This window comes from Plantibacter sp. (assembly GCF_059073635.1).
In genome coordinates this window covers 862,742-885,159 of record NZ_JCACOF010000010.1, presented here as the reverse complement: position 1 = coordinate 885,159, position 22,418 = coordinate 862,742, and the positions used below count along the sequence as shown (strand labels likewise).

Genomic DNA, 22,418 nt, shown 5'->3' with positions numbered 1-22,418 from the left:
TCGGCCCAGGTCGATGTGGGCGCCTCGCCGGCTCGGGGAGGGCACAGCATCCGTCTGGTCGGTTCATAGACAGCTCATAGGGCGGAGGCGAATACTGAACGCGTGAACATCCCGACCCAGGCGCCCGGTGCCGCGCGAAGCGCACTCAAACGGGCCGACGGCACCGCCGTCCGTGTGCTCGTCGTCGACGACGAGGCGACGCTCACGGACCTCCTGCAGATGGCCCTGCGCTACGAGGGCTGGGAGATCCGGACCGCCGCCGACGGCCGCGAGGCCCTCACGATCGCCCGCGACTTCCGCCCGGACGCCATCGTGCTCGACATCATGCTGCCCGACCTGGACGGCCTGCAGGTGCTGAACCGCCTGCGGACCTCGGGGAGCGACGTCCCCGTCCTGTTCCTCACCGCCAAGGACTCGCTCGACGACCGCATCGCGGGCCTCACCGCCGGCGGCGACGACTACGTGACCAAGCCCTTCAGCCTCGAGGAGGTCGTCGCCCGGCTGCGCGGGCTCATCCGCCGCTCGACCCTGCTGGCCGCCGACGAGTCCGGCCCGGACATCGTGGTCGGCGACCTCGTGCTGAACGAGGACAGCCACGAGGTGACGCGCGACGGCGAGCCCATCGAACTCACCGCGACCGAGTTCGAGTTGCTGCGGTTCCTCATGCGGAACCCGCGCCGGGTGCTGAGCAAGGCCCAGATCCTCGACCGGGTGTGGAGCTACGACTTCGGCGGTCGTGCGAGCGTCGTCGAGATCTACATCTCCTACCTGCGGAAGAAGATCGACGCCGGGCGCGAGCCCATGATCCACACCGTGCGCGGCGCCGGCTACATGTTGAAGATCCCGACGGTCGGTTCGTGACCACGAGCGCCCCCGTCACCGACCCGGCAGCGACGACCACCGACTCCACCCACCCCAAGCGCGCTCCGTGGACGCTCCGTCGACGCCTCATGGTCGTCGTCGTCGGGCTCCTCGCCCTCGGCAGCGCCGTCGTCGGTGTCGCGAGCGCGGTGGCGGTGAGCGGCCTCCTCACCGAGGGCGTCGACAACCAGCTCACGAAGGCCGCCGAGCGGATCGTCGACTACGGTCGCAACGGTCAACTCCCCACGCCGGAGTCCATCCCCGACGCCGCGATCCCGGACGGCTACGGCGGTGGCTCGGGCACGCGCGAGCCGCCCGCCTTCATCGGCGCTCCGGGCCTCGGCCCCGGCGCACTCGGGGCGATCGTCGTCGACGGCACCATCGTCAGCGCCGGATACCTCAACGCCGACGGCAGCACGGTCCCGTGCACCGAGAGTCAGGACGCCATGATCCTCACGGTGTCGGCCGGTGACCGACCGTCGACCATCAACCTCGGGGAGCACCTCGGCGACTACCGCGTCGTCGCCGTCACCGACGCGAGCGGCGCGACGAGGATCATCGGGCTGCCGCTCGCCGAGGTCGCGTCGACGGTCATGCAGCTCGTCACCCTCATCGCGATCATGAGCGTCGTGGTCCTGCTGCTCGCCGGGCTGGCCGCGTTCGCGATCGTGCGGTACTCGCTCCGCCCGCTCGACCGGGTCGTCGCGACGGCCGCGGTCGTCGCCGAACTGCCCCTCGACCGCGGTGAGGTGGCGCTCGCCGTCCGGGTACCGGAGTCGGACACCGACCCGCGCACCGAGGTCGGACGCGTCGGATCGGCGATCAACCGCATGCTCGGGCACGTCTCGTCCGCGCTGAACGCCCGGCAGGCGAGCGAGAACAAGGTGCGCCGGTTCGTCTCGGACGCGAGCCACGAGCTCCGGACCCCGCTGGCGTCCATCGCCGGATACTCGGAACTCGCCGCCCGGAAGTCGGACGCGCTGCCGGAGGACGTCACCCACTCCCTCGGCCGGATCCGCTCCGAGGCCGGTCGCATGACCACGATCGTCGAGGACCTGCTGCTGCTGGCGCGGTTGGACGAGGGACGCGAACTCGCGAAGCGCCCCGTCGACCTCACCGAACTCGTCATCCACACCGTCGGCGACGCCCATGTCGCCGGGCCGGACCACGTGTTCGAACTGGACTTCCCCGAGGAGCCCGTCCTCGTCACGGGTGATGCGTCCCGACTGCAACAGGTGATCGTCAACCTACTCGCCAACGCGCGGACCCACACGCCCGCCGGGACGACCGTGCGGACGGGGCTGGCGGTCGAGAGCGGTCCTGCGGGCGAGATCGCCGTGCTGACCGTGTCGGACGACGGCCCCGGCATCGACCCTGCGCTGCAGCCCAACCTCTTCGAGCGCTTCGTCCGCGGTGACGACTCCCGCTCCCGGGCCACCGGGAGCACCGGCCTCGGGCTCGCGATCGTGCACGCCGTCGTGGCCGCGCACCACGGCACGGTCAGGTGCGAGAGCACACCAGGACGGACGGTGTTCCGCGTCGAGCTACCGGCCGTCGCCACCCCGGACGTCCTCGTCCCGACGGCGGAGTGATCCGTGCGGCCGGGTAGCGTGGTCCCCATGTGGGTCAAGGTGTGCGGTCTGTCCGAGGCGTCCGACGTCGCTGCGGCGGTGGACGCCGGAGTCGACGCGATCGGATTCGTCTTCGCGCCGGGGTCGCCCCGGACCATCGAGCCCGAACGCGTCGCCTCGCTGCTCGCCGACGTCCCCGAGTCGGTGCTCACGGTCGGCGTCTTCCGGCGCCAGTCGGTCGAGGAGGTCTCGCGGATCGCCGGTGCTGCCGGGGTGCAGGCCGTCCAGCTCCACGGTGACGAACCACCCGAGGCGTTCCAGGAGCTGCAGGCGATGGGATGGCGGACGCTCCGGGCGACCTCGGCGGTGCACTACGCCTCCGAGAACGCCGCCGAGCGCGCCGCCTACGCCGAGGAGCTGCTGCTCCTCGATGCACCTGACCCGGGAGCCGGGAAGACCTTCGACACGATCGCCCTGGTGGCGAACCCACCCACCCGCACCTGGATCCTCGCCGGCGGTCTCACGCCGGAGAACGTCCAGGGCCTCATCGCGGAACTCCGGCCCTGGGGGGTCGACGTGTCCAGCGGGGTCGAGTCCTCGCGCGGGGTGAAGTCGCCGGAGCTCATCCGCTCGTTCGTGCACGCCGCCCGCACCGCCCGGGCCGTCTGAGCGTCTGCGGGACACCCGCTGGTCCGGGGTGCGACCCGCGCGCTACATTCGTCGGATGAGGCGGTCGGTCGACCGCGATGACGACAAGGAGCGCCACCACCGTGATCGACACCATCCTGCTCGCCGCTGACGACAACGGTCGTGCCGCCATCGAGTTCATGAACGCCCCCGCCAACGTCTTCGGCGGCATCATCGGCTACGCCCTGTTCGTCGCCTCCGTCTGGGGGATGTTCGAGAAGTCGGGCCGCTCCGGCTGGACCGCGATCATCCCGATCTACAACTGGTACGTCGTCGTGAAGCTCGCCGGCTTCACGGGTGCGGCGACCATCCTCTACTTCATCCCGCTCGTGAACATCGTGTTCGGGTGGATCGTCGGATGGCACATCGGCAAGCAGTTCGACAAGAGCACGGTGTTCCGGATCTTCGGACTCGTCCTGTTCCAGCTGATCGGGTTCTTCATCCTCAGCTACGGTTCGGACCGCTACCTGGGCAAGCAGGCCGACCGCGCCTAGCCGGCGGTCACCTGGGCCGGACGCTCACCGGGACGGCCACGCCCACGGCGGCGTCGACAGCAGGCCCTGATCCTCGACGGTCGTCTCGCCGAGTCGCTTCACCAGCCGGTGCTCATGCACCTCGCCGGCCTCGAGCATGGCCTCGATGAGTGGGCGGGCGTGGGAGACGACCACGAGCTGTGTGTCGGCGCTCGCCGCGGTGATGAGCCGAGCGAGCTGGGGGAGGAGGTCGCCGTGCAGGCTCGTCTCCGGCTCGTTCAGCACCATGAGCTCGGGCGGGCGCGGAGTGAGGAGCGCCGCGACGAGCAGCAGGTAGCGGAGCGTGCCGTCGGACAGCTCGCCGGCCGAGAGCGGACGGAGCATCCCGGGCTGTTCGAGCTCCAGTCGGAACACCCCGTCGTCGGCGCGCACGCGCAGCACGCTGCCGGGGAACGCGTCGTCGACGGCGGCGTCGAGCCGGTCCCGACCGCCGGACTCGATGATCGTCTGCACCGCGGCGGCGAGGTCCGCGCCGTCGTGGCCGAGGACCGGCGTCCTCGTGCCGACCTGTGGCGCACGTGCGGGGGCGTCGCGGTCGGTCCGGAACTGGTCGTAGAACCGCCAGCCGCGCACCTGGCCGCGCACGCGGAGGACCTCGGGCGTCGCGTCGGCGTCCGAGAACTCGGTGAGGATGCTCTCCGAGGTGCCGAGCGTTCGACCGATCGGACGCCACGACCCGTCGCGGACCCGGACCGCCGGACCGTGCCGGTCGACGAGCAGGCTGCTCGGTTTGGCCAGTGCGCCGGCGAAGATCTGCTCCCGCTTGATCTCGGGGTCGCGGCCGAACAGCGTCGTGGACGGCTGCGGGATCCCGAGGTCGACGAGATACCCCAGCGTGTCCGTCGCGAACCCGAGTCGCAGGCTGATCGGACCCGTGCGGCGCGTGCCCTGGACCGGGACGGAACCGTCGACCATGGCTCGACTCACGTGCTCGGGGCCGGCCCAGAGCGTCGAGGAGAGCCCGCCGTCGCGCGCGAGGGATCCGACGACATCGCCGTCGCCCGCACTCGCGAGGAGTCGGAGTGCCCGGTAGAGGTTGGACTTGCCGGTGCCGTTCGCGCCGGTCACGACGTCGAGGCCGTGCAGCGGCAGCACGGTGTCTCGGATGGACCGGTAGCCGGAGATGGCGAGCGTCTGGATCATGGCTCCATGGTGCCGGTCGCCTCGGACATCCGGACGGGCGGTCGTGAGCGCCCGGTGCACGCCTGTCGGAACGGGGCCGGGGGTGTGTTATGGTTGTCGAAACCAAAGACCGCCGGTCACTGTCGCGTGCAAACGAGACAGTCGAAGGTTCTCATGACGAGACGTCCAGCGCAGGTGTATGAAGATCTGATCGAGGCTCGCCTCTCCCCAGCTCCGTGCGCTTGCGCCGGAGCTTTTTTCATGCCCGAACCCTTCGCCGGCCCGGCGGTTGGTGTGTGCGGCCTCCGCTGCATGCATTCAAGATTCGAAAAGGAGTGGCCATGGCGAACAAGGAAGCCTCGGTTGCCGAACTCACGGAGAAGTTCCAGAGCTCGACTGCCGTTCTGCTGACCGAGTACCGCGGCCTCACTGTTGCTCAGCTCAAGAACCTGCGCAAGAGCATCAGTGCGGACGCAACCTACGCCGTGGTGAAGAACACGCTGACCAAGATCGCGGCGAACAACGCCGGCATCTCGTCGTTCGACGACGAGCTCGCCGGTCCGTCCGCGATCGCATTCGTGCACGGTGACCCGGTCACCGTCGCGAAGGCTCTTCGTGACTTCGCCAAGGCAAACCCTCTCCTCGTGGTCAAGGGCGGTTACTTCGACGGTAACCCGCTGACCGCTGAAGAAGTCGGCAAGCTCGCCGACCTCGAGTCCCGTGAAGTGCTGCTGGCAAAGCTTGCCGGCGCCGTCAAGGCCTCGCTGTTCGGAGCTGCCTACCTCTTCAACGCACCGCTCTCGAAGGCCGTTCGCACGGTCGAGGCGCTGCGCGAGAAGCAGGAGTCCGCGGCCGAGTAATTCGGTTCCGCGAACAATCAACCCCGTACCTGTCCGCCGCGTGATGCGGTTGCAGGGCATGAAACAAGGAGAACAATCATGGCAAAGCTGTCAAACGAAGAACTGATCAACGCGTTCAAGGAGCTCACGCTCATCGAGCTCAGCGAGTTCGTCAAGCTGTTCGAGGAGACCTTCGAGGTCACCGCTGCTGCTCCCGTCGCCGTCGCCGGCCCGGCTGCTGCTGGCGCTGCTGTCGAAGAGGTCGAAGAGAAGACCGACTTCGACGTCATCCTCGAGGCTGCTGGCGACAAGAAGATCCAGGTCATCAAGACGGTCCGCGAGCTCACCTCGCTCGGCCTCGGCGAGGCCAAGGCTCTCGTCGACGGCGCTCCGGCTGCCGTCCTCGAAGGCGCCAACAAGGAAGCCGCTGACAAGGCGAAGGAAGCCCTCGAGGCTGCCGGCGCCACCGTCACGCTCAAGTAGTCGGTCCCCTGCGGGGGACAACCACTGGGCTGGCGACCGACTCCGGTCGGTCGCCGCTGACGATCGCGGATCTTCTTGAGACGAGTGCTGCACGCACTCGGCAGAGACATCCGTGATCGGAGGGCATCGCCCCCGATTCGTTCGGGAGCGGTGCCCTCCGTCAGTTAACCGGAGGGCCTGCGATTCGTCGCGTCACTCCACACGGACGCGGATGCTCTGCACCCGTCGACGACGTTCGTCGACGGTTCACGCAGGTATCCGCGTCGTCGTCCCGCTCCGTGTGAGCGTGGGCCGTCGGTGCGGTGCCCGAATCGGGAGAACCCACCACCATGAACACCCACGCACGCTGGCGTGCAACCATCACCTGGATCCGAGCCCAGCTCGCATCCGCCTTCACCGAGTCGGAACGGGCGAGCGACGCCCACCCGCCCGATCCGCGGGTCAGCCAGTCCTTCACCACCTGGATGCGCTGACCGGTTCACAATTCAGGTCCGCCTGGGCGAGTCCCGCCCTGCGGGAGGCTCCCGGTGCCGACGCGCCGGGAGCCTCCTGAATGGTGATCACCGGACTGCGTGTGCAAATGCATAGCCTGGCTATGTATACTGGATGGATCATGACCGAGAACCGTACGCATTCACCCCTGCACACCATCCTCGGCGACCTCATCACGGCATCGCACCGGCTCACCCGCCTTGCCGCCCAGGCCACCGGATCCTCCGAATCGCCCGCCGTCTGGCGCACGCTCTCCGTGCTCACCACGGTCGGCCCCGTCCGGGTCGGCGAACTGGCCCGCCAGAGCCGGGTGTCCCAACCCACGATGACGAAGCTCGTGCAGAGCCTCGACGAGCGCGACTGGATCAAGCGGATCGCCGACGTCGACGACCACCGCGCGTGGCTCATCGCCATCGCCCCCAAGGGGACGGCCGCCCTCCTCGCCTGGCGCGACGAGCTCACCGACGCCCTGGAGCCGGCCTTCACCGACCTCGAGGACGACGACCTCGCCGCGATCGCCAGGACCGTCGAGATCATCCAGGCCCGCGTGGCCGTCGAGGTCGCCTCGGAGCTGACGGCATGAGCGCCGACACCAGCGCACGCACGTCCTCCGTGCCCACGCCCACGGCGTCGAGCCACGGCCACGGCGCCGGCCACAGTGCCGGCCTCGGCGGCATCCTGCACCAGCCGAAGGCCGTCTGGGCGGTCGCCTTCGCGAGCGTCATCGCCTTCATGGGCATCGGCCTCGTCGACCCGATCCTCCCCGCGATCGCCGAAGACCTCCAGGCGACGCCGACCCAGGCCGAGATGCTCTTCACGAGCTACCTGCTCGTCACCGGCGTGGCCATGCTCTTCACGAGCTGGCTGTCGAGCCGGATCGGTGCCAAACGCACGCTCCTCATCGGACTCGCACTCGTCGTCCTGTTCGCCCTCCTCGCGGGCCTGTCCGACTCCGTCGGAGCCGTCATCGGCTTCCGGGCCGGCTGGGGCCTCGGCAACGCGCTCTTCATCTCGACGGCACTCGCCACCATCGTCGGTGCTGCAGCGGGCGGCCGCGCCAACGCGATCATCCTGTACGAAGCGGCACTCGGGCTCGGCATCGCGATCGGTCCGCTCCTCGGTGGTCTCCTCGGCGGCATCGGCTGGAAGTGGCCGTTCTTCGGCACCGCGACGCTCATGGCCGTCGGGTTCATCGCGATCGTCACCCTGCTGAAGACCGAGGGGCCGAAGCCCGCGCCGCTCAAGCTGTCCGCGCCGTTCAAGGCGCTGGCGATCCCGTCGCTCGGCATCCTCGCGGCAGCAGCCCTGTTCTACAACATCGGCTTCTTCACCCTCCTCGCGTACTCGCCGTTCCCGCTCGGCCTCGATGCGATGGGTCTCGGGTTCACCTTCTTCGGGTGGGGTGTCGCGCTGGCGATCACGAGCGTGTTCGTCGCACCGCTGCTCACGGCTCGGATGCGTCGCACCTCCGTGATCAAGCTGGTCCTGCCGTTGCTGGCGCTGGACCTCGTCGCGGCCGGACTCCTCGTGCAGTCCACCACCGGCCTCATCGTCTGCATCGTCGTCGGCGGACTCCTGCTCGGCGTCATGAACACGGTGCTGACCGAGTCGGTCATGGAGGCGACGGACCTGCCGAGCAACGTCGCATCCTCGGCGTACTCGTCCGTACGGTTCCTCGGTGGGGCCATCGCGCCGCCGGCCGCCGCGGAGATCGCGAAGCTCCTCTCGCCCGCCGCACCGTACTACGTGGCCGCCGGCTCGCTCATCGTCGCGGTCCTCATCGTCGTCCTCGGACGCAAGCACCTCGCCCGCGTCGACGGTCCGGTGGAGAGCGAACTCGACGAGGCCATCGCGATCACCGCAGCCGACGCGAGCTGATCCGACCGGTCACCGCGCCCCACTGACGCGAGCGCTCCCCTCCGGGGGCCCGCGCTCACGTCAGTGGGGCGCGCTCGCGTCCGCGCACCGCGCTGGGAGCGCAGCCGGGGTGTCTACTCGGCGGACTCGGGGCGCGTCGTGGTCTGTCGGATCACCAGACGGGTCGGCCAGCGCACCTCGGAGACGGTGCTGCCCGGCTCCCCGGAGTCCGGGGCCTGCGCGCGTTGCTCGTCCTCCAGGTCTTGGAGGAGGATCTCGACGGCATGCCGCCCCTGCGCGCGGGGCTCCTGCTCGAAGGTGGTGAGCGCGAACATCTCCGCGTAGGAGTGCCCGTCGATCCCGATGACCGACAGCTCCGCCGGAACGGTGATCCCGAGGCGTCGTGCGGCGATGATGATGCCGATCGCCACCTCGTCCGTCGAGGCGAACACCGCCGTCGGGCGGATCCTCGCGTCCCGCAGCAACTGCGCCGCGGCCTCGTACCCGCCCGGCAACGAGTGGACCGCGGGCAGGACGTGCACGGCCGAGGTGAGCCCTGCATCCTCCATCGCCGCGAGGTAGCCGGCCAGGCGCCTGCCGTGCACGGTGTCCGTCTGCAGTTCGGCGTCGTGACCGGTGATGTGGGCGATGCGCGTGTGCCCGAGCGTCATGAGGTGCTCCGTCGCCTCGCGGCCGAGCGCCTGGTCGTCGATGTTGATGGAGTGGGCCCCGCGGATGTTGCCGCCGATCGACACGAGTGGACGGGGGTTGGCGAGCAGGCGCGCGATCTCGTCCTGCGAGGCCTCGATCCCGATCGAGATCATGCCGTCGAAGCGCTTGTTCGTGAGGTACGAGTCGAAGATGCGGTCGCGTTCCGGGGAGTCGGGCGGCAGATGGTGGAGCGTCAGGTCGTAGCCCCGCGCACGGAGTGCCCCCTCGGCGCCCTCGAGGACCTCCCCGAAGTACCAGCGGTTGAGGAACGAGGTGAGGACGCCGATGGCCAGCGTGCGTCCGGTGGACAGGCTCGCGGCGATGGGCGAGGCGACGTACCCGATCGTGGCCGCGGCCTGCACGACCCGTTCCCGGGTCTCGGCCGACACGTATCCGCGCCCGGTGAGCGCTCGCGAGGCCGTCGCTTTCGAGACGCCGGCGAGGGCCGCGACATCGCTGATGGCACCACTCATGCCGACTCCCTCCGTTGGGTAGCACCACCATAGCGAATCTGGAACAGACCTGGAACTGCAGACTGGAACTGATCCATAACATCTGGAACACGAATGGACCGCCCGGCCGCATGATTTCGGTGGGAGCGCTCTCACTGTCTATTTCGTTATGTTCTCGTGCTTGCATCCTGTCGCCGGGTGAAGTACTTTGACGCATGGAAACGGTTCCGCATCCGGGCCGATTCCGCACCAGTGCATCATCGGAACGGCTCGACCCTGGAGACGTTCGAACCTGCAGCACTCAATGAGGAGGACACAGATGAGTTTCATTCGGACCCGCCGGACGGCCCTGCCGCTGGCCGTCCTGGCCGTCGCGGGCGTCGCGCTCACCGCTTGTTCAGGCGGATCGGGCAGCAGCGGCGGTGGCGACGACGACAAGACCGTCACCATCTACGGGACGATCGCCGACACCGAGGCGAAGCTGCTCGAGGAGAGCTGGGCCGACTTCGAGAAGGACAGCGGCATCACGATCAAGTACGAGTCCTCCAAGGAGTTCGAGTCGCAGATCGGTATCCGCGCCCAGGGCGGTAACCCGCCCGACCTCGCGATCTTCCCGCAGCCCGGCCTCCTGGCCGACCTCGCCAAGCGCGACTACCTGAAGCCCGCGCCCGACAGCGTCAAGGCGAACATCGAGAAGTACTGGTCGAAGGACTGGGCCGCCTACGGCACCGTCAACGACACCGTCTACGGCGCGCCGCTCATGGCGAGCGTCAAGGGCCTCGTCTGGTACCAGCCGGCCAAGTTCAAGGAATGGGGCGTCGAGGTCCCGAAGACCTGGGACGAGCTGCTCACGCTGACCAAGACGATCCAGGAGAAGACGGGTGCAGCACCCTGGTGCGCCGGCTTCGGCTCCGGCGACGCCTCGGGCTGGCCCGGCACCGACTGGATCGAAGACCTCGTCCTGCGCCAGCAGGGCCCGGACGTCTACGACGACTGGGTGGCCAACAAGGTCAAGTTCACCGACCCGAAGATCAAGGAAGCGTTCGACTCGGTCGGCGAGATCCTCAAGAACCCGGAGTACGTGAACGCGAGCTTCGGCGACGTGTCCTCGATCAACTCGACCGAGTTCGGTGACGTCGCTCCGGCGCTCGCCTCCGGCGCCTGCGCACTGCACCACCAGGCATCGTTCTTCTCCGGCTTCCTCGAGGACGCCGGCGCGACCGTCGCCCCCGACGGTGACGTGTGGGCCTTCGTGACCCCCGGCATCAAGGAGGGCGAGACCGCTGTCACCGGTGGTGGCGAGATCGTCGGCGCGTTCAGCGACGACGAGAGCACCGTCAAGGTCCAGGAGTACCTCTCGAGCCCTGAGTGGGCGAACAAGCGGGTCAAGCTCGGCGGCGTCATCTCGGCCAACAACGGCCTCGACCCGGCGAACGCCTCGACCCCGATCCTCAGCCAGGCGATCGAGATCCTGCAGGACGAGAAGACCACGTTCCGCTTCGACGCCTCCGACCTGATGCCCGGTGCCGTCGGCGCCGGAACCTTCTGGAAGGGCCTCGTGAACTGGATCAACGGCGACGAGACCGACCAGGTCCTCAAGGACATCGAAGCCGGCTGGCCCTCCAGCGAGTAATCGATATCCGGAACTGCTGCTCATGAGCGGAAGCGCCGGAGGGTGATCACCCTCCGGCGCTTCCGCCTCGGCAGTGGAACCCCCTAGGGTTCACTCAGGGTCCAACGCCGTACTCGAAAGGCCAGCTATGTCAGGTTTCCTCAACTGGTTGGGCGGACTGCCACCGCTCGCCCAGATCCCGATCGTCGTCATCGCCTTCGGCGCGGTGGTGGCCCTCCTCCTCTTCTTCGTGGACATCGCGCCACGCAAGGGCACCCTCTACACGGTCATCCGTCTGGCGTTCTGCGTCCTGGTGCCCGTCATCGTCGTCCTCTTCTTCGGCTCGTTCCTGTGGGCCGCGGCTGTCGCAGCCGTCCTGGGTGGCGTGCTCTTCCTCCTCGACTACCGCTCCAAGAAGGGCGTCGGGTACCTCGTCCAGCTCGTCGGCTTCCTCGCACCGGCGTTCCTGCTGCTGCTGATCGGCCTGATCCTGCCGTCGATCAACACGACGATCGCCGCATTCATGTCGGCGTCCGGCAAGAACTTCGTCGGGCTGAACAACTTCATCTGGCTGTTCACGCAGCCGAGCGCGATCCGCACCGTGATCAACACGATCATCTGGGTGCTGCTCGTCCCGGCGCTGTCGACGGCCTTCGGCCTCGCCTACGCGGTGTTCATCGACAAGTCCCGCGGTGAGAAGTACTTCAAGATCCTCGTCTTCATGCCGATGGCGATCTCCTTCGTCGGCGCATCCATCATCTGGCGCTTCATCTACGCCTACCGTGAGGCCGGCGCGACCCAGATCGGTCTGCTCAACCAGATCGTCGTGTGGTTCGGCGGCACCCCGGTGCAGTGGTTGCAGAACGAGCCGTGGAACACGCTGTTCCTCATCGTCGTGCTCATCTGGGTGCAGACCGGGTTCGCGATGGTCGTCCTGTCCGCCGCGATCAAGGGTGTCCCCACCGAGCAGATCGAGGCCGCCGAGCTCGACGGCACGAACGGCTGGCAGCGCTTCACCAACGTCATCGTCCCCGGCATCCGCTCCTCGCTGGTCGTCGTCGTCACGACGATCTCCATCGCGTCGCTGAAGGTCTTCGACATCGTCCGCACCATGACCGCCGGCAACAACGGCACCTCGGTCATCGCGAACGAGATGTACACCCAGTTCAAGAACTTCGAGAACGGCCGGAGTGCGGCGTTCGCCGTGATCCTGTTCATCCTCGTGCTGCCGATCGTCATCTACAACGCACGGCAGATCAAGAAGCAGAGGGAGATCCGATGAGTGCTGTGCAGCCGATCGAACTACCGATCGACGAGTCCACGAAGGACCAGCTCGCGAAGGGTGAACGCGGCATCGAGGCTGCGAGCCGACGGACGAAGAAGCGGCTCACGAGCCGTGGCGCGACCATCGCGGCCGTCGTCATCGCCGTGCTGTGGACGATCCCGACCTTCGGTCTCTTCGTCTCCTCGTTCCGGCCTGAGCAGCAGGTGAAGACCACCGGTTGGTGGACGATCTTCTCCGACTTCCAGGTCACCATCGACAACTACGTGCAGGTGCTGCAGGCCGGCAACTCGACGCTGAACCTCGCGGGCTCGTGGGTCAACTCGATCGCCATCGCGGTCCCGGCGACCCTGATCCCGCTGGTGGTGGCGAGCCTCGCGGCGTACGCGTTCGCGTGGATCGACTTCCGCGGCAAGAACTTCCTGTTCATCCTCGTGTTCGCGCTGCAGGTGGTGCCGATCCAGATGGCGCTCGTCCCGCTGCTGTCGACCTTCTCCCGTGGCCTGAACATCTTCGGTCTGCAGGTCGGCGAGGGACTGGACGCGAGCGGCACCTTCGCCCAGGTGTGGATCGCCCACACCATGTTCGCGCTGCCGCTGGCGATCTTCCTGCTGCACAACTTCGTCGCGGAGATCCCCGGCGAGGTCATCGAGGCGGCACGCGTGGACGGCGCGGGTCACGGTCAGATCTTCTTCCGGATCGTGCTGCCGCTGACCATGCCCGCCATCGCGTCGTTCGCGATCTTCCAGTTCCTGTGGGTGTGGAACGACCTGCTGGTCGCGCTCATCTTCGCGGACGGCGAGGTCGCACCGATCACGAAGCTGCTGGCGGAGATCACGGGTACGCGTGGCAACGAGTGGCACCTGCTCACGGCCGGCGCGTTCATCTCGATCCTCGTCCCGCTCGTCGTGTTCTTCGCGCTGCAGCGGTACTTCGTCCGCGGGCTCCTGGCCGGTTCGACGAAGGGCTGACCCGACGCCGCGGTTCGATCCTCCGATCGACAGCGTCGTCGGTGCGCGAACGCCCCGGGAGCTCACGCTCCCGGGGCGTCCGTGCGTCTGCCGGTCGTTCGTTCTCCTGGTCCCGATGGCCCTTTCTCAGGAGAGTTGCGGTGCGTCGTGTCGGCGTGCGCCCGGCGCGCCGGGGGAGTCCTGAGAAAGGGACGAAGCTGAATTCCGGCGGACGAATGACGGGGATGGTCCTTTCTCAGGAGAGTTGCGGTGCGTCGTGCCGGAGTGCGCCCGGCGCGCCGGGGGAGTCCTGAGAAAGGGACGGAGTGCAGGCTGGCAGGTGCGAGGGTGATCGGATCCGCTCAGCGGGGCCTCGGACGGCCCTGCGCGAGCGCTGCGCGGACCGCTCCGATGACCGCGTACCAGTCGTCCATCACCATGCGATAGGTGAAACGGAGCGAGCGATAGCCGCGGATCGCCAACTGGGCGTCGCGCCAGCGGTCCTGTTCATGGGCGTCGGGCGTGTCGTGGAACGCACGTCCATCCCACTCGACCACCAGCCAGTCCGTCGATCAGCTCGTCGACGCGTCCGACACCCGGGATGTCGACCTGGTGTCGACCGACGATCCCAGCGCGTTCGAGGCGGATGCGACCGATGCTCTCGAGGAAACTCTCGCATCCCGACTCCAGCCGAGGGAGTCTGCGCCTGCGCGCGTGCGGGAGTTCGTCCAGCCACGCGCGGAGCGCCCGCCCGCGGTGGGGTTCTCGGTGCAGGACGGAGTCCAAGATCGCGCCGGCGACGTCAGGGTGCTGGCAGGTGACGATCTGACGAACGGCCGACTCGCGGCTCACCACGAGGAGCGGCGCGATCGAATCGCCCCGAGGGACCACTGGTTGATCGTCGTCCCAGTGCAGGACCGCGTCGTCCCGGTCCTGCGCGGGCGGATGGCACCGGCGGTCGCCAGCATCGCGGAGGCGCCCCGCGTTCGACGGGACAGCGACGTGTATGCGCTGGTCTTCCGGTGTGGCCCAGCCGAACCAGGCGGCCGCCGAGATGCACGCGAGTCTCCCGCCGACCCGAACGGCTTGGACGATCTCCGGGGGCGCACCGGGGTCCGCGTACCAGCCTCGTTTCACCCTGATCAGCTCGGCCATCTCGACCGCGAGTCGGAGCGACCGTTTGGAATGACCGCGAGCCCGAAGCTGGTGCACCGTGGCGACACCGTACGCCGGGCGGAAGGCGTAGGTTCCTCCTGTCATCGGTCGATCGTCCACCCGGTGTCGCCGGACCGCCGAGCCACGCTGCTGATTTGGGGATGATCCGCCCCGCAGTGGACCTGGGGAGCGGACTCGCGGCGGTGACCCTTTCTCAGGACAGTTGCGGCGGGTCGGGGAGCGGGCGAGGCGACGCGCCAGCGGACTCCTGAGAAAGGACACGGAGCGGGAAGCAGACGGGGACGGGGACAAGGGCGGGGAGGACGGTGGGCGGGGATAGGGTGGCGGGATGAGCATGCACGGCGGACGGGGCGGGCCACGCGGCGGTGCACCCGGGGGCGGCGGGCCTCGAGCGGGCAGCCGCGTCAGCGGTGGCGACATGGCGGCGCAGAAGGCGCTCAACGCCGAGGCACCGAGGATCCCGAACCTCGGCAAGCGCATCGTCGCGCTGTTCGTGCCCTTCCGCGCCAAGATCATCCTCACGATGGTGCTCGTCGTCATCGGTGCCGCCCTCGCGGTGCTCCCTCCGCTGCTGGTCAAGCAGGCGTTCGACGTCGGCCTGTTCCCGACCGACGGTGGCAGCCCGAACCTCGTCGCCCTCGCGGAGATCGTCGGCGTGATGGTGGCGCTGTTCATCATCGCCGCCCTGCTCGGCGTCTGGCAGACCTACCTCACGGCGACCGTCGGCAACAGTGTCATGGGTGCCCTGCGCATCAAGCTGTTCTCGCAATTGCAGGCGATGGAACTGAGCTTCTTCACCCGCACGAAGACGGGCATCATCCAGTCGCGCCTCCAGAACGACGTCGGCGGCGTCGCGAACGTCCTCACCAACACCGTGTCGAGCGTGCTCGGCAACACCGTGACGGTCATCTCCGCGCTCGTCGCGATGCTCATCCTCAACTGGCAACTGACGATCGTCGCCCTCATCCTCATGCCGATCCTCGTGATCGCGCAGCGCCGCGTCGGTCAGGTCCGGGCACGGATCGCGACGAAGACGCAGGAGTCGCTGTCGGAGATGACCGCGATCACCCAGGAGGCCCTGAGCGTCTCCGGCGTGCTCCTCGCGAAGAGCTTCAACCGCCAGGACACCGAGGTCGAGCGCTACAGCGCCGAGAACCGCACCCAGATCCGCCTCCAGGTCAGCCAGGCGATGAGCGGCCAGTGGTTCTTCGCGATGGTGAACATCTTCCTGTCGTCCATCCCCGCGATCGTCTACCTGGTGGCCGGCTGGCTCATCACCGGTGGGGCGGTGGACGTCACCGCCGGCTCGATCGTGGCCTTCACCACCATCCAGGCCCGCCTGCTGTTCCCGCTCATGGGCGTCATGCGCGTCGCCCTCGACCTGCAGACCTCCGGCGCCCTCTTCGCGCGGATCTTCGAGTACCTCGACCTCAAGCCCGCGATCGCCGACCGCCCCGGCGCCGCACCGCTCCCGAGCGTCGCACCGCAGATCCGCTTCGACGACGTCACCTTCCGCTACGCCGACGCCCAGGACGACTCGACACCCACCCTCGACGGCGTCTCCTTCACGATCGAACCCGGACAGTTCGCCGCGTTCGTCGGACCGTCGGGAGCAGGCAAGACGACCATCTCCTACCTCATCCCGCGCTTCCAGGAGGTCTCGGGCGGACGGGTCATGGTGGCGGGCGCAGACGTCCGCGACGTCACGCAGGAGTCCCTCGTCTCCCGCATCGGCATCGTCAGTCAGGAGACCTACCTCTTCCACGCGACGATCGCCGAGAACCTCCGCTACGCGAAGCCCGACGCGACCCTCGAGGAGCTCGAGACCGCCTGCCGCGCGGCGAACATCCACGAGACGATCGCTCGCTTCGAGGACGGCTACGACACGCTCGTCGGGGAGCGCGGCTACCGCTTGTCCGGCGGCGAGAAGCAGCGCATCGCCATCGCGCGCGTGCTCTTGAAGGATCCGGAGGTGCTCATCCTCGACGAGGCGACGAGCGCCCTCGACACGATCTCCGAACGGGTCGTCCAGGTCGCCCTCGATGACGCGACCCGCGGACGCACCACGGTGTCGATCGCGCACCGCCTGTCGACCATCGTGCACGCCGACGTCATCTTCGTGCTCGACCGCGGGCGCATCGTGGAGCGCGGCACCCACCAGGAACTGCTCGCCGCCGGCGGCGTGTACGCGACCCTCTACGCCCAGCAGGCCGTCACCGTCTGAGCAGGACGTCGCGTCGGGTCGGGCACGTCGACGACGCGCTGACGTGTGTAGGCCTGACGGCGCAGTCCGGCCGGCGAAGAATCGCGGCCCAGCCATTGTGGGCGCGCGGCACGGGTGGCTAGAGTGAGCGCCATCGTGACCCCCGAAGGAGGGGGTGACCGCGCACCGCCGGATCGAGTAGGGGACTCGTCGATGACCGCAGCTGTGGACGCACCATCCGGATCCTCGCCAGACGGCACCGCGCCGACGGGCCCGATCAGACCCGCCGATCCCAGCCGGCACCCTCCTCGGCCGCCAGGTCCCGCGGGTTCGGTCGCGGACGGTTCGGTCGCCCCGGCTTCAGCATCCAGTCGAAGCTGCTCGTCATGCTGCTGCTCGTCAGCGTGGGAGCGTCGATCGTGACCGGGATCGTCGGGTACCTGTCCGGCAGTGACTCGCTGCGCCAGGCGTCGTTCGAGCGGCTGACCGAGGTCCGGGAGTCCCGCGCCCGTGAGATCACGAACTACTACGACCAGACGCGCGACTCGCTCGTCGTCTACACCCGCGGCACCACGGTGGTCGACGCGATGAACGGCTTCCACGACGCCTTCCACGAGTTGGAGGAGCAGCCGGTGGACCCGGCGCGCGCGTCGACGGTGACGTCGTTCTACGAGGACACGTTCGCTCCGGAGCTCGCCGAACGCACCGGAGACGAGGCGGACCCGGCTGCGTTCATCCCGACGAACCCGGCCGAGACCTACCTGCAGTCGGTGTACACGCCGGGCGACCTCGACTACGACACCGCCATCACCGTCGACGACGCCGGTGACGGGAGCGCCTGGTCGTCCGTGCACGCGCAGTACCACGACTACTTCCGCGAGATCATCGACCGTTTCGGGTACGAGGACGCCCTGCTCATCGATGACGAGGGCGACGTCGTCTACAGCGCCTACAAGGGTCCGGACCTCGGTACGAACGTCCTGACCGGCCCCTACAAGGGCGGGGTGCTCGAGGACGGCTTCACCGCGGCGCTCCGGTCGAACGCGATCGACTACGTGGGCATCACCGACTTCGAGCGCTACCAGCCGTCGCTCAACGTCCCGACGCAGTGGATCTTCTCACCGGTCGGCGAGAACGGTCGGGTCGACGGGGTGATGGCGCTGCAGGTCCCGATCGAGGCGATCAACGACATCATGACCGGCTCCGGCCAGTGGGAGCAGGACGGCCTGGGGGAGACCGGTGAGACGTACCTCGCCGGGCCCGATCAACTCATGCGCTCGACCTCCCGTCTGCTGATCGAGGATCCGAAGGCGTACGAGCGGGCCGCGGTCGCCGCCGGCACACCGCCGGAGACCGCCGCGCGTGCCGTTGCCGTCGCGGGGACGATCCAGATCCAACCGACCCGCACCGTCTCGGTCGAGCGTGCGCTCGCGGGCGAGACCGGCACCACCATCGGGCGCGGCTACCTCGGTGAGGAGAACCTCACGGCGTACACCCCGGTCGACATCGACGGGCTCCAGTGGGTGCTCGTCGCCCGGGTCGACGCCGCCGAGGCCTTCGCGCCGGTGACCGACTTCACCCGCAACCTCGTCATCTCGGTGCTCGCCATCGTGGTCGTGGTGTCGTTGCTCTCCCTGCTCCTGGCGCAGGTGTTCGCCCGGCCGGTGCGGGCACTCGTCGGCGCGGTGCGGCGGGTGGCCGGTGGCGACTACAGCGTCGAGGTGCCGAACACCCGACGCGACGAGTTCGGTGACCTGGGCACGGCCTTCAACGACATGAGCCGCAGCCTGAGACTCAAGCAGGAGCTCATCGAGGAGCAGCGAGCGGAGAACGAGAAGCTGCTGCTCACCCTCATGCCGGCGTCGGTCGCCAAGCGCTACAAGGACGGTGAGGAGACGATCTCCGAGGTCCACCAGGACGTGTCCGTCATCTTCGCCGACCTCGTCGGGTTCGACGACCTGACCCGCGGCCTCGATCCGGAGCGGGAGCTGTCGATGCTCAACGCGCTGGTCCGCAGCTTCGACGAGGCGGCCGAGCGGCTCGGGATCGAGCAGGTGCGGACGCTGCGGGAGGGGTATCTCGCGAGCTGCGGGCTGATCGTCCCACGTGTCGACAACGTGCGTCGGACCCTCGACTTCGCGCTCGAGATGCGCACGATCGTCGAACGCTTCAATGCGCAGCACCAGGCGAACCTCACCCTGCGGGTCGGCGTGGACGCCGGTGTCGTGACGAGCGGCCTCGTCGGCCGGACGAGCCTCGCCTACGACATGTGGGGCGACGCGGTCAGTCTCGCCAACCAGGTGCAGTCGGTCTCCGGGACGGCCGGCATCTTCGTCAGTCAGCGGGTCCGCGACCGCATGCAGGACACCGTCGCCTTCGAGGCCGCCGGCACCGTGGAGACGCGCGGCGGTCCGCAGGCCGTCTGGCAGGTCGTCTCGGGGCCGAAGTCATGACGCAGGTGTGGCAGGAGGCGTGGTTCCCCTGGGCCGTGGCGCTGGCCGTCGGCGTCCCCGTGCTGCTCATCGTCCTGACCGAGGTGCTCGGTGCGCTCAACCGCCGGAAGCACGCTGCGGCGAAACCGATCCGTCTGCTGCGCAACTACGTGGTGCCGGTCGGCGCGGTGTTCGCGCTCCTCGTGTTCGCCACGGCGCGGGCGGACGACAGCACCTGGGTGCGGATCGTCGGCACCCTCCTCGGGTTCCTCGTGATCCTGCTCATCCTCTCCGCCTTCAACGTCGCCCTGTTCGCGAACGCCGAGGAGGGGTCGTGGCGCGACCGGATCCCGTCGATCTTCGTGGACCTCGCCCGGCTGGCCCTCATCCTCATCAGCCTCGCGATCCTGTTCTCCTGGGTGTGGGGAGCCGACATCGGCGGCCTCGTCACCGCGCTCGGCGTGACGTCGATCGTGATCGGCCTCGCCCTGCAGAACGCGGTCGGCGGGGTCATCTCGGGACTGCTGCTGCTGTTCGAGCAGCCGTTCCGGCTCGGCGACTGGCTCGACACCGGAAGCGTCCGCGGTCGCGTGGTCGAGGTGAACTGGCGTGCGGTCCACCTCGACACCGGCAACGGCATCCAGATCGTGCCGAACTCCTCGCTCGCGGGGGCGTCGTTCACGAACCTCAGCCAACCGGTCGGTGCGTACACCGCGAGCGTCGAGGTGACCTTCTCGACCGACGACCCGCCGGACGACGTGCTCCGGCTGCTCCGCGAGGTCGGATCGGGCCTGCCGATGCTCGAGCCGGGGGACGTGGTGTCCGCGTCCTACCTCGGCGCAGCGCGGTTCTCCGTCACCCTGCCCGTGTCCGGGCCCTCCACCGCCGACGCCGCCGTCGCCCTGTTCCGCGCCTGGCTCTGGTACGCCTCGCGGCGCCGCGGTCTCGCGCTCGACGGCGACGGCTCCGACCCGGTCGCGACGCCGGAGCGCTTGCGGAGTGCCATCGCCGAATTGGCGCCGACCCTCCACGCGCGGGAGGAGGACTACGACGAGCTCGCCCGGACGTGCACACTCGAGCGGTACGGGCCGGGGGAGACCATCCAGCAGGCGGGCACGATCCCCGGCGCGATGCGGTTCCTCGTCGAGGGTGGCGTCCATCTCGCCGTGCCGACGACGGACGGGCTCATCACCTTCCAACGACTCGGCGTCGGCGACTTCATCGGCCAGACGGCGCTGACGAGGGAGGTCGCCATGGCCGCCGCGATCGCCGACGGCACGACCCTGGTCCTGCGGATGCCGCTGTCCACCATCGACCAGCTCGTTCGCAGTAAGCCCCGCCTGGCTCAGGAGATCGGTGCCTCGATCGACAACAAGCACCGGCAGGCACAGGCGGCGCTCGCCGAGGCGGGGATCGTCCGCGGTACGATCGGCCGGTAGCCAGCAGCCGTCCCCAGCCGAGCGAGGAACCGATGCCGAACCCCGATGGACCGTCCGGGTCGCGGCCGTCGCCTGTCGGCGATTCCGTGACCGAGCGGATCCGCAACGCGATCTACGACGGGACGCTCGCCTCGGGCGAGCTGCTCATCGAGGAGGAGCTCCGGGAGTGGCTCGACGCGCCGACGGACGCGATCGCCGCAGCACTCCGGGAACTCGAGCGCGTCGGACTGGTCGAGACGGCACCGCAGCGGCACACCCGGGTCGCGCAGCCACGGGCCGAGGACCGGACAGCCGTCCTGCAGACCCTCGGAGCGCTCGTCAGCGGCGTCGTCCGGGTCACCGTCCCGACGTTGACCGCTGGGCAACGGGCCGAGCTCCTGGCGTTCGTCGAGCACACGATGACGACGGTGACGGCGGAGGACGCGGATGCGCACGGCCGCTGCGTCTGGGGGCTCGTGGACCGGTTCCTGAAGCACTGCGAGAACCCGGTCCTCGTCACGGCGACGAAGGACGTGATCGGCGCCCTGATCTACCGCGTCGCGGCGACGCGGTCGGCCGAGACGGTGGACTGGTCGGATCTGCGCGTCGGGTACCCGCACCTCCGCTCCGCGATCGCCTCGGGCGACGCCGTCGGCGCGGAGCTCGCGATCGAGCACGTCTTCCGGCTCCAGGTCCCGCTCCACGACCTGGAGGTGCACTGAGCGACGGCGACATGCTGACCTCGGGGCTGTCGCCGGTGGGACGCGGGGCAATAGTCTGCTGATGGCGCGGTGCTCGCCAGAGCTCCGCGTCCACGTCGTCACCTCGAGCGAGAAGAGCCCAGATGTCCTCCCCGGAAGTCCCACCCTCCGTCGAACCGACCACCGCGTCGCAACTCCTCGCAGAGCTGGCCGGCACCTTCCTGCTGGTCTTCGGTCTCGTCGGGACGGCGACCTTCTCCGCGTTCTTCGGCGAGGAGACCTCCAACCCCCTGGGCGTCGGTTTCCTCGGGGTGGCGATCGCCCTCGGCCTCTCGGTGACCATCGCCGCCTACGCGTTCGGCCCTATCTCCGGCGGGCACTTCAACCCGGCGGTGACGCTCGGGCTCGCCGCCGCCGGTCGGTTCCCCTGGCGTGCGACGTGGACGTTCATCCTCGCGCAGCTCGTCGGAGCGTTCCTCGGCGCACTCGCGGTGTTCGGCCTCGCGGCCGGCGGCCCGGCAGGCTTCCTCGACAAGGCCGTCGCGAGCGGCTTCGTCTCGAACGGCTTCGGTGAGCTCTCGCCCGGCGGATTCGGACTCGTCTCGGCGATCGTGATCGAGGTCGTCATCACCGCACTCTTCCTCTACGTCATCCTCGGCGTCACGCACACGCGGGCCGCCGCGGGCTTCGCGCCGATCGCCATCGGCGGCACGCTCACGCTGTTCCTGTTGATCGCGATCCCGATCGACAACGGCTCGATCAACCCGGCGCGCTCCATCGCGACCGCCATCTTCGGCGGGGCCGACTGGCTCGCGCAGGTCTGGGTGTTCATCGTGTTCCCGATCATCGGCGCGCTGATCGCCGGATTCAGCTACCGGATCCTGTTCGAGGGGACCCGCCCGGTGGGTTCCCGACCGGTCGCGAACCGCAGCTGAGTCGTCCGAGCGTCGCCCGCACCCCGTCCGCCCTGGTGGACGGGGTGCGTCGTTTCGGGCCGGCACCCCGCGAACGCGGGCAACCCGCATTGGGGGACGCG

20 protein-coding genes are annotated in these 22,418 nt (G+C 68.8%); 17 read left to right on the top strand and 3 right to left on the bottom strand.

Going from position 1 to position 22,418, the window contains the following annotated elements:
- The first annotated feature begins 102 nt into the window (after nucleotides 1–102).
- The 4 genes from AC5JOC_RS16295 (at nucleotide 103) to AC5JOC_RS16280 (ending at nucleotide 3,613) form a co-directional block, all read left to right on the top strand.
- Nucleotides 103–861, top strand: a complete 759-nt coding sequence (locus AC5JOC_RS16295; RefSeq protein ID WP_079003251.1) for a response regulator transcription factor — start codon at nucleotides 103–105, stop codon at nucleotides 859–861.
- The gene (locus tag AC5JOC_RS16290) at nucleotides 858–2,453 is read left to right on the top strand and encodes a sensor histidine kinase (protein ID WP_494246823.1); all 1,596 of its coding nucleotides are present in this window, start codon (nucleotides 858–860) and stop codon (nucleotides 2,451–2,453) included. Before AC5JOC_RS16295 ends, AC5JOC_RS16290 begins: the two co-directional genes overlap by 4 nt.
- A 27-nt stretch (nucleotides 2,454–2,480) precedes the next feature.
- A complete protein-coding gene (locus AC5JOC_RS16285) occupies nucleotides 2,481–3,101 on the top strand; it encodes a phosphoribosylanthranilate isomerase (protein ID WP_124767341.1) in 621 nt (206 codons plus the stop codon).
- A 101-nt stretch (nucleotides 3,102–3,202) separates the two neighbouring features.
- Entirely contained in the window at nucleotides 3,203–3,613 is a 411-nt protein-coding gene (locus AC5JOC_RS16280) for a DUF5684 domain-containing protein (protein ID WP_079706722.1), read from the top strand.
- Nucleotides 3,614–3,637: 24 nt separating this feature from the next.
- Here AC5JOC_RS16280 and AC5JOC_RS16275 read toward each other — a convergent pair whose 3' ends face one another.
- The gene (locus AC5JOC_RS16275; protein WP_494246822.1) at nucleotides 3,638–4,795 is read right to left on the bottom strand and encodes an AAA family ATPase; all 1,158 of its coding nucleotides are present in this window, start codon (nucleotides 4,793–4,795) and stop codon (nucleotides 3,638–3,640) included.
- Between the two features lie 320 nt (nucleotides 4,796–5,115).
- Between AC5JOC_RS16275 and rplJ the strand changes: the two genes are divergently transcribed.
- The 5 genes from rplJ (at nucleotide 5,116) to AC5JOC_RS16250 (ending at nucleotide 8,466) form a co-directional block, all read left to right on the top strand.
- Complete coding sequence (gene rplJ, locus AC5JOC_RS16270) at nucleotides 5,116–5,634, top strand: 50S ribosomal protein L10 (protein WP_079706724.1); 519 nt, start codon at nucleotides 5,116–5,118, stop codon at nucleotides 5,632–5,634.
- Nucleotides 5,635–5,712: 78 nt separating this feature from the next.
- On the top strand, nucleotides 5,713–6,096 hold the full coding sequence (rplL, locus tag AC5JOC_RS16265; RefSeq protein WP_056014124.1) for a 50S ribosomal protein L7/L12: 384 nt from the start codon (nucleotides 5,713–5,715) through the stop codon (nucleotides 6,094–6,096).
- A 329-nt stretch (nucleotides 6,097–6,425) separates the two neighbouring features.
- Nucleotides 6,426–6,569: a hypothetical protein gene (locus AC5JOC_RS16260; RefSeq protein ID WP_153303516.1), complete on the top strand. Its 144-nt coding sequence runs from the start codon at nucleotides 6,426–6,428 to the stop codon at nucleotides 6,567–6,569.
- A 140-nt stretch (nucleotides 6,570–6,709) separates the two neighbouring features.
- Nucleotides 6,710–7,171: a MarR family winged helix-turn-helix transcriptional regulator gene (locus AC5JOC_RS16255; RefSeq protein WP_064294532.1), complete on the top strand. Its 462-nt coding sequence runs from the start codon at nucleotides 6,710–6,712 to the stop codon at nucleotides 7,169–7,171.
- Nucleotides 7,168–8,466, top strand: a complete 1,299-nt coding sequence (locus AC5JOC_RS16250; protein WP_191941752.1) for an MFS transporter — start codon at nucleotides 7,168–7,170, stop codon at nucleotides 8,464–8,466. Before AC5JOC_RS16255 ends, AC5JOC_RS16250 begins: the two co-directional genes overlap by 4 nt.
- 113 nt (nucleotides 8,467–8,579) lie before the next feature.
- Here the strand turns inward: AC5JOC_RS16250 and AC5JOC_RS16245 are convergent, their stop codons facing one another.
- A complete protein-coding gene (locus AC5JOC_RS16245; protein ID WP_079706727.1) occupies nucleotides 8,580–9,629 on the bottom strand; it encodes a LacI family DNA-binding transcriptional regulator in 1,050 nt (349 codons plus the stop codon).
- Between the two features lie 298 nt (nucleotides 9,630–9,927).
- Here AC5JOC_RS16245 and AC5JOC_RS16240 point away from each other — a divergent pair, with 298 nt between their 5' ends.
- From AC5JOC_RS16240 to AC5JOC_RS16230, 3 genes are all read left to right on the top strand, one after another.
- Nucleotides 9,928–11,241 (top strand): ABC transporter substrate-binding protein, encoded by a 1,314-nt coding sequence (locus AC5JOC_RS16240; RefSeq protein ID WP_079706728.1) that lies wholly within the window; start codon nucleotides 9,928–9,930, stop codon nucleotides 11,239–11,241.
- Between the two features lie 127 nt (nucleotides 11,242–11,368).
- Nucleotides 11,369–12,502, top strand: coding sequence for a carbohydrate ABC transporter permease (locus tag AC5JOC_RS16235; protein ID WP_079706729.1), 1,134 nt, complete (start codon nucleotides 11,369–11,371; stop codon nucleotides 12,500–12,502).
- Nucleotides 12,499–13,473, top strand: a complete 975-nt coding sequence (locus tag AC5JOC_RS16230; RefSeq protein ID WP_079706730.1) for a carbohydrate ABC transporter permease — start codon at nucleotides 12,499–12,501, stop codon at nucleotides 13,471–13,473. Before AC5JOC_RS16235 ends, AC5JOC_RS16230 begins: the two co-directional genes overlap by 4 nt.
- Before the next feature lie 341 nt (nucleotides 13,474–13,814).
- On the opposite strand, the gene AC5JOC_RS16225 is transcribed toward AC5JOC_RS16230, so the two are convergent.
- The gene (locus tag AC5JOC_RS16225) at nucleotides 13,815–14,009 is read right to left on the bottom strand and encodes a DUF559 domain-containing protein (RefSeq protein ID WP_494246821.1); all 195 of its coding nucleotides are present in this window, start codon (nucleotides 14,007–14,009) and stop codon (nucleotides 13,815–13,817) included.
- Between the two features lie 953 nt (nucleotides 14,010–14,962).
- Here AC5JOC_RS16225 and AC5JOC_RS16220 point away from each other — a divergent pair.
- The 5 genes from AC5JOC_RS16220 to AC5JOC_RS16200 all read left to right on the top strand — a co-directional run bounded on the left by AC5JOC_RS16220 (nucleotide 14,963) and on the right by AC5JOC_RS16200 (nucleotide 22,317).
- Nucleotides 14,963–16,852, top strand: coding sequence for an ABC transporter ATP-binding protein (locus AC5JOC_RS16220; RefSeq protein WP_079707018.1), 1,890 nt, complete (start codon nucleotides 14,963–14,965; stop codon nucleotides 16,850–16,852).
- 365 nt (nucleotides 16,853–17,217) lie between these two features.
- Complete coding sequence (locus AC5JOC_RS16215; RefSeq protein ID WP_159880399.1) at nucleotides 17,218–19,284, top strand: adenylate/guanylate cyclase domain-containing protein; 2,067 nt, start codon at nucleotides 17,218–17,220, stop codon at nucleotides 19,282–19,284.
- Entirely contained in the window at nucleotides 19,281–20,702 is a 1,422-nt protein-coding gene (locus tag AC5JOC_RS16210; protein WP_124767334.1) for a mechanosensitive ion channel domain-containing protein, read from the top strand. Before AC5JOC_RS16215 ends, AC5JOC_RS16210 begins: the two co-directional genes overlap by 4 nt.
- Before the next feature lie 86 nt (nucleotides 20,703–20,788).
- On the top strand, nucleotides 20,789–21,403 hold the full coding sequence (locus AC5JOC_RS16205) for a GntR family transcriptional regulator (protein WP_494246820.1): 615 nt from the start codon (nucleotides 20,789–20,791) through the stop codon (nucleotides 21,401–21,403).
- A gap of 122 nt (nucleotides 21,404–21,525) precedes the next feature.
- Entirely contained in the window at nucleotides 21,526–22,317 is a 792-nt protein-coding gene (locus tag AC5JOC_RS16200; protein WP_494246819.1) for an aquaporin, read from the top strand.
- Nucleotides 22,318–22,418 lie beyond the last annotated feature (101 nt).

What these genes read in the sequence shown, in the direction of transcription:
- AC5JOC_RS16285 (WP_124767341.1), top strand. Translation starts at nt 2,481, where the DNA reads ATGTGGGTCAAGGTGTGCGGTCTGTCCGAGGCGTCCGACGTCGCTGCG.
- AC5JOC_RS16275 (WP_494246822.1), bottom strand. Translation starts at nt 4,795, where the DNA reads ATGATCCAGACGCTCGCCATCTCCGGCTACCGGTCCATCCGAGACACC.
- rplJ (WP_079706724.1), top strand. Translation starts at nt 5,116, where the DNA reads ATGGCGAACAAGGAAGCCTCGGTTGCCGAACTCACGGAGAAGTTCCAG.
- rplL (WP_056014124.1), top strand. Translation starts at nt 5,713, where the DNA reads ATGGCAAAGCTGTCAAACGAAGAACTGATCAACGCGTTCAAGGAGCTC.
- AC5JOC_RS16260 (WP_153303516.1), top strand. Translation starts at nt 6,426, where the DNA reads ATGAACACCCACGCACGCTGGCGTGCAACCATCACCTGGATCCGAGCC.
- AC5JOC_RS16255 (WP_064294532.1), top strand. Translation starts at nt 6,710, where the DNA reads ATGACCGAGAACCGTACGCATTCACCCCTGCACACCATCCTCGGCGAC.
- AC5JOC_RS16250 (WP_191941752.1), top strand. Translation starts at nt 7,168, where the DNA reads ATGAGCGCCGACACCAGCGCACGCACGTCCTCCGTGCCCACGCCCACG.
- AC5JOC_RS16245 (WP_079706727.1), bottom strand. Translation starts at nt 9,629, where the DNA reads ATGAGTGGTGCCATCAGCGATGTCGCGGCCCTCGCCGGCGTCTCGAAA.
- AC5JOC_RS16240 (WP_079706728.1), top strand. Translation starts at nt 9,928, where the DNA reads ATGAGTTTCATTCGGACCCGCCGGACGGCCCTGCCGCTGGCCGTCCTG.
- AC5JOC_RS16235 (WP_079706729.1), top strand. Translation starts at nt 11,369, where the DNA reads ATGTCAGGTTTCCTCAACTGGTTGGGCGGACTGCCACCGCTCGCCCAG.
- AC5JOC_RS16230 (WP_079706730.1), top strand. Translation starts at nt 12,499, where the DNA reads ATGAGTGCTGTGCAGCCGATCGAACTACCGATCGACGAGTCCACGAAG.
- AC5JOC_RS16220 (WP_079707018.1), top strand. Translation starts at nt 14,963, where the DNA reads ATGCACGGCGGACGGGGCGGGCCACGCGGCGGTGCACCCGGGGGCGGC.
- AC5JOC_RS16215 (WP_159880399.1), top strand. Translation starts at nt 17,218, where the DNA reads ATGCTGCTGCTCGTCAGCGTGGGAGCGTCGATCGTGACCGGGATCGTC.
- AC5JOC_RS16210 (WP_124767334.1), top strand. Translation starts at nt 19,281, where the DNA reads ATGACGCAGGTGTGGCAGGAGGCGTGGTTCCCCTGGGCCGTGGCGCTG.
- AC5JOC_RS16200 (WP_494246819.1), top strand. Translation starts at nt 21,526, where the DNA reads ATGTCCTCCCCGGAAGTCCCACCCTCCGTCGAACCGACCACCGCGTCG.